Source organism: Streptococcus mitis (assembly GCF_946188615.1).
Classification (GTDB): domain Bacteria; phylum Bacillota; class Bacilli; order Lactobacillales; family Streptococcaceae; genus Streptococcus; species Streptococcus mitis_BZ.
The window spans coordinates 157,407-170,461 of sequence record NZ_CAMHVK010000005.1 but is presented as its reverse complement, the minus strand read 5'-3'; the positions used below and the strand labels follow the sequence as shown (position 1 = coordinate 170,461).

The following is a 13,055-nucleotide window of genomic DNA, read 5'->3' as shown; positions in this document are numbered from 1 at the left end:
AAATAGGCATGGCAAAAAAGGCCATACCTCAAGCTGACTTACTTATTGTTAGGTGTTCCGGCACCTTGTAGAAACATCGTGCCAATTCACGACATAAACAAGTAAAACGATATTTAATTTTAAATAGGCTTGAGCCAATGTTTTTATTTTACACTAAATAACTTTATAAATCAAATATTTTGTTAGTATTTTTGTTTGAAAAACGAACAAATATAATAAAAATGGGCAAAAATTAACTTATTGACTAACATTTAGAAGGTTTTTCCATCATAAAAGGCATATTATCAAGATTTTTCAAGACTTGACAATATGCCTTTTTCTAACTTTAAAGACTTTTTTCCAATCTTTATTATTCTACTCGCTAAATCTTAAAAAATAACCATCTGGATCTAAAACTGCAAATTCATGAGGATAGATATAGTGATCCCCAACACGAAATTCTCTTTTTGTCAGTTGACGATGGATGAGATAGTTAGCTGACAGCAGATTTTGGTAGAGCTGGGGGACATCCTTGATGCCAAAGGAAATATTGACACCGCGCCCGAAAGGATAGGTCAGTTGGGCTAATTCTTCTGCGCTGCCTTCTTCTAACATGAGCTGGCAGTCTTCAAGCGAGAGGAAGAGAAATTTCTCCTCGGGGCGCTCGTATTCGACAGAGAATCCTAGCAGGTCGCAGTAGAAGTGGCGTGATTTTTCGATGTCAGATACTACAAATTCAGGAATGACAGCTTGATAGTCCATTCGTTTTCTCCTTAGAGTTCAATCTCCATGACAATGGGTGTATGGTCTTGGCGCGCACCGGAGTCAATCATATCAGACTTGGTCACCTTGTCAGCCACGCGGTTGCTTGTGAGCCAGTAGTCGATTCTCCAGCCTGTATTGTTGATTTTAGAAGTCTTGCTGCGTTGTGCCCACCAAGTGTAGCGTTCTGGAACATCGCCATGAATATGGCGGAAGGTGTCGGTAAATCCAGTTGCCAAAAGGTTGGTAAATCCAGCACGTTCCTCGTCGGTAAATCCTGGTGAACGGCGGTTGCTGGCAGGATTTGCAAGGTCGATCTCATTGTGGGCCACGTTGTAGTCACCGGTTGCAAGGACTGGTTTTTCTTTGTCTAGTCCAGCCAAGTACTCCGCATATTTGATATCCCAGATTTGACGTTCTTCCAAGCGTTTGAGTCCATCGCCAGCATTTGGTGTGTAAACTTGGGTAACGAAAAATTTATCAAATTCTAGCGTGATGATACGACCTTCCAAGTCCATGGTAGAAGGGGCACCGATTTCTGGGAAAGTGACAGTGGGTGTGAGTTCTTTCTTATAAAGGAACATGGTTCCAGCATATCCTTTACGGGCAGGCTCTTGGGAAGAGCGCCACGTGTTTTCATACCCTGGAAAGAGTTCTTCTAAAATTTCCAAGTGTTTTTTTGTAGGCCCCTTGGCAGAAAGTTTGGTTTCTTGGATAGCAATGATATCAGCATTTTCAGCGACCAAGGTTTGTAGGACTTCTTGGGACAATTTCGCACGAGCTGAGTCACTAGTTAGGGCAGCATTGAGGGAATCAATATTCCATGAGATGAGTTTCATAAAGTTACCTTTTTCATTCAGATTATAGATTTTATTATACCAAAAAAAGGTCCATTTCCCCAACGTATGGCTTGAAAAATCACTCTCTTTCGTTTATAATTAAGAATGATTTTATGAAAGGGAGTGAAAATAAATGAAATTTTACTCATATGACTATGTACTTAGCCAAATCAGTCAGCAAAATGGCATCATGATTGGCTTTGGAATTGTTCTCCTAGCTATCACAGGATTTTTTGCTTTTAAAGCCTATCGAGATAAAAAGGGGACTAAGTTTCGGGAATTGGTCATGATTTTGGCCTTGACCTTGGTGGCCATGCTTTTGGTGACAATCTCAAAATACCAGACCAATCAAGCCTCTAACAACCAATTTCAAACCTCCCTTCATTTCATAGAGGTTGTTTCCAAAGACTTGGGAGTGGATAAATCAGAAGTTTATGTCAATACTTCTGCAGCTACTGATGGAGCGCTTGTCAAGGTAGGTCCAAATTTCTACCGCGCCATGAACGGGAGCCAACCAGACAAGTATCTTTTAGAGAAATTAGAATTGAATCAAACAGACGCTATTGAATTGGTGGAGGTAAACAAATGACACTCAATTATATGGAAATTTTAATCAAACTGGCCTTGGGGCTCTTCTCGCTTGTTTTTGTTATCAATGTGACAGGAAAGGGGAACCTAGCACCTAACTCTGCGACAGACCAAATTCAGAACTATGTTCTCGGTGGTATCATCGGTGGGGTGATTTACAATAGTTCTATCAGCATTCTCCAGTATGCAGTGATTTTGATGATGTGGACGATTTTGGTCTTGACCCTCAAGTGGCTCAATAACAATGTTCGTTTTGTCAAACGCTTGATTGATGGAAAACCAACTCTCCTTATAAAAAATGGGCAGATTGACCCAGAAGCCTGTCGTTCAGTTGGCTTGTCTGCATCGGATGTAGCCCTCAAACTTCGTAGCCAAGGGATTTTCCAGATGAAGCAAGTTAAACGAGCTGTGCAAGAACAAAATGGCCAACTCATCGTGGTTCAAATGGGAGATGAAAATCCTAAGTATCCAGTTGTGACTGACGGTGTGATCCAAGTCGATGTCTTGGAATCGATTGGTCGTAGCGAAGAGTGGCTGCTTGATAATCTCAGCAAGCAAGGGCATGACAATGTAGCCAACATCTTTATCGCTGAGTATGACAAGGGTGCTGTTACAGTCGTAACCTATGAATAAGAAAAACCTGGGGTCTTGTACTCTTCGAAAATCAAATTCAAACTGCGTCAACGTCGCCTTGCCGTACTCGAGTACAGCCTGCGGCTAGTTTCCTAGTTTGCTCTTTGATTTTCATTGAGTATTGGCCTCAGGTTTTCATTTGCAATCAGAAAGGGATTTTATGTCCATTATTCAAAAACTTTGGTGGTTTTTCAAGTTAGAAAAACGCCGTTATCTAGTCGGAATTGTGGCCCTGGTCTTGGTTTCCGTCCTCAATCTCATTCCACCTATGGTCATGGGGCGGGTGATTGATGCCATCACATCGGGACAATTAACCCAGCAGGACCTCCTTCTTGACCTATTTTACTTGCTACTTGCTGCCTTTGGGATGTACTATCTGCGCTATGTTTGGCGTATGTATATCCTCGGTACTTCCTACCGTTTGGGACAGATTATGCGCTCTCGCTTATTTGAGCATTTCACAAAAATGTCTCCAGCCTTTTATCAAACCTATAGGACGGGGGACCTGATGGCACACGCAACCAACGATATCAATGCCTTAACGCGTCTGGCAGGGGGAGGGGTTATGTCAGCGGTGGATGCCTCAATCACAGCTTTAGTGACCTTGTTGACCATGCTCTTTAGCATTTCATGGCAAATGACCTTGGTTGCCATTCTTCCCCTGCCTTTCATGGCCTATGCGACCAGTCGTCTAGGTAGAAAGACTCACAGAGCCTTTGGAGAGTCCCAAGCTGCCTTTTCTGAACTCAATAACAAGGTGCAGGAGTCTGTATCAGGTATCAAAGTGACCAAATCTTTCGGTTATCAGGCAGACGAGCTGGAGTCTTTTCAGGCAGTCAATGAATTGACCTTCCAAAAGAACCTGCAAACCATGAAATACGATAGTCTCTTTGACCCCATGGTTCTCTTGTTTGTTGGCTCCTCCTATGTTTTAACGCTTTTGGTCGGTTCCTTGATGGTTCAGGAAGGGAAAATCACGGTTGGAAATCTGGTTACCTTTATCAGCTACTTGGATATGCTGGTTTGGCCTCTTATGGCTATCGGTTTCCTCTTTAATATCACTCAGCGAGGGAAGGTTTCCTACCAGCGGATTGAGGAACTCTTGTCTCAGGAATCACCTGTACAAGATCCTGAGTTTCCTTTAGATGGCATTGTAAACGGGCGCTTGCAGTATGATATTGATAGCTTTGCCTTTGAAAATGAGGAAACACTGACGGATATTCACTTTAGCTTGGAAAAAGGGCAAACACTGGGCTTGGTCGGTCAGACAGGCTCTGGGAAAACATCTTTGATCAAACTCCTCTTGCGTGAATACGATGTGGACAAGGGAGCCATTTATCTAAATGGTCATGATATTAGAGATTATCGTCTGACAGACCTTCGTAGTCTCATGGGCTACGTTCCTCAGGACCAGTTCCTCTTTGCGAATTCAATCTTAGACAATATACGCTTTGGCAATCCTAACTTGCCCCTTTCAGCGGTCGAGGAAGCGACTAAGCTAGCTCAAGTTTATCAAGACATTGTAGACATGCCTCAGGGATTTGATACGTTGATTGGTGAAAAGGGAGTCAGTCTTTCTGGAGGTCAAAAGCAGCGTCTGGCCATGAGTCGGGCCATGATTTTAGATCCTGATATCTTGATTTTGGATGATTCTTTGTCAGCCGTGGATGCCAAGACAGAGTATGCCATCATCGACAACCTCAAGGAGACGCGAAAGAACAAAACAACCATTATCACGGCTCATCGCCTGAGTGCAGTTGTCCATGCAGATCTGATTTTAGTCCTGCAAAATGGTCAAATTATCGAACGAGGCAGGCACGAAGACTTGCTAGCTTTGGATGGCTGGTATGCCCAAACCTACCAGTCTCAGCAGCTGGAAATGAAAGGAGAAGAAGATGCAGAATAAGAAAGAACAATGGGCTGTATTGAAGCGCTTGATGTCTTATCTCAAGCCTTATGGACTCCTTACCTTTTTGGCACTCAGTTTTCTCCTAGCGACGACGGTCATCAAAAGTGTCATTCCCCTTGTGGCTTCCCACTTTATCGACCAGTATCTCAGCAATCTCAATCAACTCGCTGTGACCGTTTTGCTGGCCTACTATGGCCTTTATATCCTACAAACTCTGGTCCAGTATGTCGGCAATCTTCTCTTTGCGCGCGTGTCTTACAGTATTGTTAGGGATATTCGTCGCGATGCCTTTGCCAATATGGAAAAGCTGGGCATGTCTTATTTTGACAAGACGCCAGCAGGCTCTATCGTCTCTCGTTTGACAAATGACACCGAGACCATCAGTGATATGTTTTCGGGAATTTTGTCCAGCTTTATCTCAGCAGTTTTCATCTTTCTGACAACTCTTTATACCATGTTGGTGTTGGATTTTCGTTTGACTGCATTAGTCTTGCTCTTTCTCCCCTTGATTTTCCTTTTGGTCAATCTCTATCGGAAAAAATCAGTGAAAATCATCGAAAAAACTAGAAGTCTCTTGTCAGATATCAATAGTAAGCTGGCAGAAAACATCGAGGTAATCAGAATAATCCAGGCCTTTAATCAAGAGAAGCGCCTACAGTCAGAGTTTGATGAAATCAACCAAGAACACTTGGTCTATGCCAACCGTTCTGTAGCCTTGGATGCCCTCTTTTTGCGCCCTGCCATGAGTTTGCTGAAACTTCTAGGCTATGCTGTCTTGATGGCCTATTTTGGCTATCGTGGACTTTATCTGGGAATAACGGCAGGAACCATGTATGCCTTTATCCAGTACATCAATCGTCTCTTTGATCCCTTGATTGAAGTGACGCAAAACTTTTCAACCCTGCAAACGTCTATGGTTTCTGCAGGTCGTGTTTTTGCTTTGATTGATGAGAGGACCTATGAGCCCCTTCAAGAAAATGGGCAGGCCAAAGTCAAAGAAGGCAATATTCGATTTGAACATGTGTGCTTCTCATATGATGGCAAACATCCGATTCTGGATGATATTTCCTTTTCGGTTAACAAGGGTGAAACCATTGCTTTTGTGGGTCATACAGGTTCTGGGAAATCTTCGATTATCAATGTTCTCATGCGCTTTTATGAATTCCAGTCAGGGAGAGTTCTCTTGGATGATGTGGATATTAGGGATTTCAGCCAGGAAGAGCTGAGAAAAAACATCGGTCTGGTCTTGCAGGAGCCCTTCCTCTATCATGGGACCATTAAGTCCAATATCGCCATGTACCAAGAAATCAGTGATGAGCAGGTCCAGGCTGCGGCAGCCTTCGTGGATGCAGATTCCTTTATTCAAGAACTTCCTCAGGGATATGATGCCCCTGTTTCTGAGCGTGGTTCGAGCTTCTCTACTGGTCAGCGTCAGCTTCTTGCCTTTGCTAGAACAGTCGCCAGTCAGCCTAAAATCCTGATTTTGGATGAAGCGACAGCCAATATTGACTCTGAAACAGAAAGTTTGGTTCAAGCTTCTCTGGCGAAGATGAGACAGGGACGGACAACCATTGCCATCGCTCATCGCCTTTCTACCATCCAAGACGCCAACTGCATCTATGTTTTGGACAAGGGGCGCATTATCGAGAGTGGAACCCATGAGCAACTCTTGGCTCTGGGAGGAACCTATCACAAGATGTATAGTTTGCAGGCGGGTGCCATGTCTTAATACTCTTTGAAAATCTATTCAAGCCATGTCAGCTTTATCTGCAATCTCAATGCTGTACATTGATTTTTATTGAGTATCAGAAGGAAATCCTTCAAATTACAGATTTCTTTCACCGCCTTTTCCATTTTGTGGTATAATGAAAAATGTTGACAAATAGCATAATAAAAACAAAGGAGAAACAGCATGCTGAAATGGGAAGACTTGCCCGTGGAAATGAAATCAAGCGAGGTTGAGTCTTACTACCAGCTTGTCTCTAAAAGGAAGGGTTCGCTGATTTTCAAGCGTTGTTTGGACTGGTTTTTGGCCTTGGTTGTACTGGTTTTGACCTCTCCCATCTTTCTCATTTTGAGCATTTGGATCAAGTTGGATAGCAAGGGGCCAGTGATTTACAAGCAAGAACGAGTGACCCAGTATAACCGTCGGTTCAAGATTTGGAAGTTCCGTACCATGGTAACGGATGCGGATAAAAAAGGGAGTCTGGTGACTTCTGCTAACGATAACCGCATTACCAAGGTTGGCAATTTTATCCGCCGTGTCCGTTTGGACGAACTGCCTCAGTTGGTCAATGTTCTTAAAGGCGAAATGTCCTTTGTCGGTACACGACCTGAAGTGCCACGCTACACAGAGCAGTATAGCCCTGAAATGATGGCAACCTTGCTTTTGCCAGCAGGGATTACCTCTCCAGCCAGCATCAACTATAAGGATGAGGACACTATCATCAGTCAAATGACGGAGAAAGGTCTGTCGGTTGACCAAGCCTATGTCGAACACGTCCTTCCTGAAAAGATGCGCTATAACCTCACCTATCTCCGAGAGTTTAGTTTCCTTGGAGACATCAAAATCATGTTTCAAACCGTGTTTGAAGTGCTAAAATAAAGTAGTCATGAGAAAATGAGTACAGATAAAAGGAGCAAATCAATGCTAAATTACAATATTCCATTTTCACCACCCGATATTACGGAAGCAGAAATTGCTGAAGTAGCGGATACCCTGCGTTCTGGTTGGATCACAACAGGTCCTAAGACCAAAGAACTGGAGCGTCGCTTGTCTCAATATACACAGACGCCCAAGACTGTCTGTCTTAACTCTGCAACTGCCGCTCTTGAGTTGATTTTGCGTGTTTTGGAAGTGGGTCCTGGAGATGAAGTCATCGTTCCAGCTATGACTTATACAGCTTCATGTAGTGTCATCACTCACGTAGGAGCGACCCCTGTCATGGTGGATATTCAAGCAGATACGTTTGAGATGGACTATGACTTGCTGGAGCAAGCTATCACTGAAAAGACAAAGGTGATCATCCCAGTAGAGCTCGCAGGGATTGTTTGCGACTATGACCGTTTGTTCCAAGTTGTGGAAAAGAAACGTGACCTCTTTACTGCTTCAAGCAAGTGGCAAAAAGCCTTTAACCGTATTGTGATTGTCTCTGATAGTGCCCACGCTTTGGGATCAACTTACAAGGGTCAACCGGCTGGTTCTATCGCTGACTTTACTTCCTTCTCATTCCACGCCGTTAAGAACTTTACAACGGCAGAAGGTGGAAGTGCCACTTGGAAAGCCAATCCAGCGATTGACGATGAAGAGATGTACAAGGAATTCCAAATCCTTTCCCTTCATGGTCAAACAAAAGATGCCCTAGCCAAGATGCAACTGGGTTCATGGGAATACGATATCGTGACACCAGCCTACAAGTGCAATATGACAGATATCATGGCTTCCCTTGGTTTGGTACAATTGGACCGCTACTCTGGTTTGTTGCAACGTCGTAAGGACATTGTGGACCGCTATGATCGTGGTTTTGCAGGTTCTCGCATCCATCCATTGGCACATAAGACGGAAACTGTTGAGTCAAGTCGTCACCTCTACATCACCCATGTAGAAGGAGCGAGCCTAGAAGAACGCAATCTTATCATCCAAGAATTGGCCAAAGCAGGAATTGCAAGTAATGTCCACTACAAACCACTTCCTCTCTTGACAGCCTATAAGAATCTTGGCTTTGATATGGCAGATTATCCAAGAGCCTATGCCTTCTTTGAAAATGAAATTACGCTCCCTCTTCACACTAAATTAAGCGATGAAGAAGTAGACTATATCATTGAGACTTTCAAAACAGTTTCTGAAAAAGTGCTAGCTTTATCAAAAAAATGACAAACTACAGTCAAGTAATAGTGATTCTGTTTCTAAAAAGTCTAATTGAGTGTAAAACTGTTGTTTTCAATTGAAAGTCCTATAGTAAAATGAAATAAAAACAGGACAAATTAATCAGGATAGTCAAATTAATTTCTAGCAATATTTTAGAAGCAAAGGTGTACTCTTATAGTTTCAATATACTGTATGGTTTGAAATGAGATGTGAGCAATTTGGTGTAGCATTTAGAATTTTTATTAGGCATCATTTAGAAAATGTAGTGTCTTGTTCTAGTTTTCAATTCACCCTATTTTTTGAAAGACGCGAGTTTCCACGAATGAGGTTGTGGAAACTCGCGTCTTTCTTTTTTGTTTTCAGAATATTGTTCAAAGTTTTGAGACTATTTTTCATGTTCTAGTCATTCTTTTGAAATAATCTATAAAACACGTGTCTACAATGATCTATATGTCCTATTCCAGTATTTTAGAAGAACTGCGTCTATTTTTATAGAGCTTGAATCTAGCTTTTATAGAAAATCTATTTAAGAAATATATTGTATTGTTTTGATTTCAATCCGCTATATGAACGATATTCATGTAAATATACCTGGTGAATGCTTGCATGACAAGATATTTGTTCTTGTATTTATAAATTAGTATTTTACGAGATATCAACATGCTTTAAATACAGTGAATAGGATATTTTTATGTTCAAGCTAAGAAAGATAGTAATCACTTTTGAATGGAAGGTTAAAGAATTATTAGAAGTATGGTTAGATATATAAATGGTCACGCTTTCACAATTTTGATATTTTATTGTGTTATTCCTTGACAATTTTGATTTAAAAATATATTATAAAGAAAATGACAGCGGTGTCATTTTCTGGTATGGAATTTATATGAATATTAAATTAGGACATAATATTTTTAATTGGAGGCTAATATGAAATCTTTTCAACAAAATGAGGTTTTCTCTATTCGTAAGTCTAAGGTGGGAGTTTGCTCAGTTCTCTTAGCGGTTTTATTTATTGGAACACAAAGTGTTTTAGCTAATGAAGTAGTTGGTGAAACTTCTTCGTCTAAAGATAATATGCAAATGAACTCTTTGTTGAGTAGCACATCTACATCATTATCTGCGGAACCCCATTCTGATACTCTTAGTCTTGATAACAATTCAAGTTTAAGTACTGATAATAATGGAGGAGTGAGTATTAATCAAAATAAACCTGATATAACAAATGATACTATGATTGGTAACATCTCTGGGATGGAAGTGAATACTATTTTAAGTACTAATCTGAACGAACACGTAGCTTTGAATGTTAAAGATTATGGAGCAATAGGTGACGGGGTTAATGATGATCGTCAAGCAATTCAAGATACAATAGATGCTGCAGCTAAAGGACTAGGCGGAGGAAATGTATATTTTCCTGAAGGAACTTATTTAGTAAAAGAAATTGTTTTTTTAAAAAGTCATACACACTTAGAATTGAATGAGAAAGCTACAATTCTAAATGGTATAAATATTAAGAATCACCCTTCTATTGTTTTTATGACAGGTTTATTTACGGATGATGGTGCGCAAGTAGAATGGGGCCCAACAGAAGATATTAGTTATTCTGGTGGTACTATTGATATGAACGGTGCTTTGAATGAAGAAGGAACTAAAGCAAAAAATCTACCACTTATAAATTCTTCAGGTGCATTTGCTATTGGGAATTCAAATAACGTAACTATAAAAAACGTAACATTCAAGGATAGTTATCAAGGGCATGCTATTCAAATTGCAGGTTCGAAAAATGTATTAGTCGATAATTCTCGTTTTCTTGGTCAAGCTTTACCTAAAACTATGAAAGATGGGCAAATTATAAGTAAGGAGAGTATTCAGATTGAACCATTGACTAGAAAAGGTTTTCCTTATGCTTTGAATGATGATGGGAAAAAATCTGAAAATGTTACTATTCAAAATTCATATTTTGGTAAAAGTGATAAATCTGGAGAATTAGTAACAGCAATTGGTACACACTATCAAACATTGTCGACACAGAACCCCTCTAATATTAAAATTTTAAATAATCATTTTGATAACATGATGTATTCTGGTGTACGTTTTACAGGATTCACTGATATTTTAATTAAAGGAAATAGATTTGATAAGAAAGTAAAAGGAGAAAGTGTACATTATAGAGAAAATGGTGCAGCCTTAATAAATGCTTTTAGTTATAAAAATGTAAAAGATGAACTTGATTTAAATAAGAAAGTCGTTATTACTGAAAATACATTTTATATTTCTGATCCTAAAACAAAGGCTATTAGAGTAGCAAAAGATAGTGCAGAATATTTAGGAAAAGTATCAGATATTACTGTAACAAAAAATGTAATTAATAATAATTCTAAGGAAACAGAACAACCAAATATTGAATTATTACGAGTTAGTGATAATTTAGTAGTCTCAGAGAATAGTATATTCGGCGGTAAAGAAGGAATTGTTATTGAGGATTCAAAGGGTAAAATAACCGTTTTAAATAACCAATTTTATAATTTATCCGGTAAGTATATATCATTCATCAAATCTAATGCAAATGGGAAAGAACCAGTTATACGTGATAGCGATGGTAATTTCAATATTGTAACGGAGAATGGGCTTTACAAAATTGTAACAAATAACTTAAGTGATAAAAACGAAAAAGAAAAAAACAAAGAGGAAAAATTTAAAACAAGTTCATATGTGCATGAAAAACAATCTAATTCAAATAATGTAATTGATAGTAACCAGAAGAAAGGAGAGTTTAACTCAAGTAAAGATAATAGACAAATTAATGACAAGATCGACAATAAACAAGATAATAAGATAGAAGAAGTGAACCATAAAAAAGTTGGAGATGGCAGAGAAACTGAAAATCATATTAATAAATCTAAAGAAATAGTAGAGGTAAAACAAAAATTACCAAAGACTGGTTCGAACAAGATTATGGAACTATTCTTAACAGTGACAGGAATTGGTTTACTTTTGACACTAAAAGGGTTGAAGTATTATGGTAAAGATAAATAAAATTTGTTCGATACAAGGAAGTTCCGTAGAAAATGAGGATGCTGTAGGTTCACAAAATCAGTATTTTTGGATTATTGATGGAGCTACAGATTTATATAATTCTAAAGAGGAGATAGGTTATTCAGTCTCAGAAGTTGTACATATTTTATCAGAAAGTTTGTCGGTTAATTGTAAAGAATCAAAAACTCTTAAACAAATATTTGAAACTGCTTTACTAGAGGTTAAAGATGAAATCGGTTTAAACTCATATGAATTAACAGAGTATTATCGCTTACCAACATTTGCTTTTATATTTGCTAAACTTTCAGAAAAAAAGTTGGAGTATATGATGCTAGGTGACTGCGTCATGTTAGTAAACGAAATGGAAATAACTGATCATAGAGTAGATAACTTATTTGAAAAAGGGAAAAATGAGATAAAAGACTCAATTGGTACAAATAGTGTTTTAAATAAAAAAATTATTTTACAAAAAATCAGAAAATTATCTAATCAACCGAGTGGGTACTGGATAGGTTCGTTGGATGAGAGATTTTTAGACCATGCTATTATTAATCAAATAGATGTTACTAGTGAACAAATTGTTTTAATGAGCGATGGCTTTTATGAATTCTATCAAAATAATCAAAATAAAATTTTTGAAGAGTTAATTAAGATGAGATTTAATTCTTCTGCTATTGATCCAATCTATGGAAAGAAAGATGATGCAAGTATTGTAGTTATTGATGTTTGATATATTGTTTAAAATATTAATTGTTACTATTGAACTTTGTTAAGAAGAGGTACCTAAATGTTAAGGTTATATTTAGAAAATGAAATTATAGAATTATCAAATAATTTAGAGACCATTTGGGTATCTGTGCTTGATAAATATGAGAAGTTATTTGAATATTTATCAAATGAAGAACGAATAGAATTGATTAAAGAAGATTTAATCATAAATGAGTCAGTTCTAAATGTTGATAAAAAAGGATATGAGTTAATTTGTTTACAACATCCCGTTTCATATGACTTAAGAAGAATTATTAGTGTAATAAAAATATCAACTGACATTGAACGTATTGGGGATAGAATTGTTGAAATTTTAAAAAATCTACAGATTATTCAAAATAATGAAATTTTGAAGAAAATTATTTCAGAAATAAAAATACTTCATGAAGTTATCGGACTGCATATGAATAGGGCTATATCTTGTTATAGAGAGGAACAATCTGGATGTTTAGATATGGTTGTTATACAAAAACAGAATGAGATAGAAGAGCTTAGTACAAATATTGAAAATAAAATAATGAATTACATATTTGAAGATGATGGGAATGTTTCTGAAGTAATTGGTGCTTTAGATATTATTCATCACCTTGATAAAATTGCTCATACTACGCAATCAATTTATAAATGGATAATGTATAGAAAATATGGGAACATAAATTAGAAAGAAAAATAT

The 13,055-nt window shown here is 38.3% G+C and carries 11 protein-coding genes and 1 riboswitch; of the genes, 9 read left to right on the top strand and 2 right to left on the bottom strand.

Going from position 1 to position 13,055, the window contains the following annotated elements:
- Positions 1–25: 25 nt before the first annotated feature.
- Positions 26–121: riboswitch (purine riboswitch) on the bottom strand.
- Between the two features lie 233 nt (positions 122–354).
- Both OCF95_RS06690 and OCF95_RS06685 read right to left on the bottom strand, forming a co-directional pair.
- The gene (locus tag OCF95_RS06690) at positions 355–741 is read right to left on the bottom strand and encodes a bleomycin resistance protein (protein ID WP_060805816.1); all 387 of its coding nucleotides are present in this window, start codon (positions 739–741) and stop codon (positions 355–357) included.
- Between the two features lie 11 nt (positions 742–752).
- Complete coding sequence (locus tag OCF95_RS06685; protein ID WP_150922457.1) at positions 753–1,580, bottom strand: exodeoxyribonuclease III; 828 nt, start codon at positions 1,578–1,580, stop codon at positions 753–755.
- A gap of 133 nt (positions 1,581–1,713) precedes the next feature.
- On the opposite strand from OCF95_RS06685, the gene OCF95_RS06680 reads away from it, so the two are divergent.
- The 9 genes from OCF95_RS06680 (at position 1,714) to OCF95_RS06640 (ending at position 13,043) form a co-directional block, all read left to right on the top strand.
- Positions 1,714–2,169, top strand: a complete 456-nt coding sequence (locus OCF95_RS06680) for a DUF3290 family protein (RefSeq protein ID WP_000675332.1) — start codon at positions 1,714–1,716, stop codon at positions 2,167–2,169.
- Positions 2,166–2,801 (top strand): DUF421 domain-containing protein, encoded by a 636-nt coding sequence (locus OCF95_RS06675; RefSeq protein WP_000174456.1) that lies wholly within the window; start codon positions 2,166–2,168, stop codon positions 2,799–2,801. The genes OCF95_RS06680 and OCF95_RS06675 overlap by 4 nt, the downstream gene beginning before the upstream one ends.
- 160 nt (positions 2,802–2,961) lie before the next feature.
- Complete coding sequence (locus OCF95_RS06670) at positions 2,962–4,707, top strand: ABC transporter ATP-binding protein (RefSeq protein ID WP_261105104.1); 1,746 nt, start codon at positions 2,962–2,964, stop codon at positions 4,705–4,707.
- On the top strand, positions 4,697–6,439 hold the full coding sequence (locus tag OCF95_RS06665; RefSeq protein WP_261105103.1) for an ABC transporter ATP-binding protein: 1,743 nt from the start codon (positions 4,697–4,699) through the stop codon (positions 6,437–6,439). The genes OCF95_RS06670 and OCF95_RS06665 overlap by 11 nt, the downstream gene beginning before the upstream one ends.
- A gap of 183 nt (positions 6,440–6,622) precedes the next feature.
- Positions 6,623–7,315, top strand: a complete 693-nt coding sequence (locus tag OCF95_RS06660) for a sugar transferase (protein WP_261105102.1) — start codon at positions 6,623–6,625, stop codon at positions 7,313–7,315.
- A gap of 42 nt (positions 7,316–7,357) precedes the next feature.
- Positions 7,358–8,584 (top strand): DegT/DnrJ/EryC1/StrS family aminotransferase, encoded by a 1,227-nt coding sequence (locus OCF95_RS06655; RefSeq protein WP_084926233.1) that lies wholly within the window; start codon positions 7,358–7,360, stop codon positions 8,582–8,584.
- Positions 8,585–9,505: 921 nt separating this feature from the next.
- A complete protein-coding gene (locus OCF95_RS06650) occupies positions 9,506–11,614 on the top strand; it encodes a glycosyl hydrolase family 28-related protein (protein WP_000834743.1) in 2,109 nt (702 codons plus the stop codon).
- A complete protein-coding gene (locus tag OCF95_RS06645; protein WP_261105101.1) occupies positions 11,598–12,344 on the top strand; it encodes a protein phosphatase 2C domain-containing protein in 747 nt (248 codons plus the stop codon). Before OCF95_RS06650 ends, OCF95_RS06645 begins: the two co-directional genes overlap by 17 nt.
- Before the next feature lie 57 nt (positions 12,345–12,401).
- Positions 12,402–13,043 (top strand): phosphate signaling complex PhoU family protein, encoded by a 642-nt coding sequence (locus OCF95_RS06640; RefSeq protein ID WP_000945328.1) that lies wholly within the window; start codon positions 12,402–12,404, stop codon positions 13,041–13,043.
- The last annotated feature ends 12 nt before the right edge of the window (positions 13,044–13,055 follow it).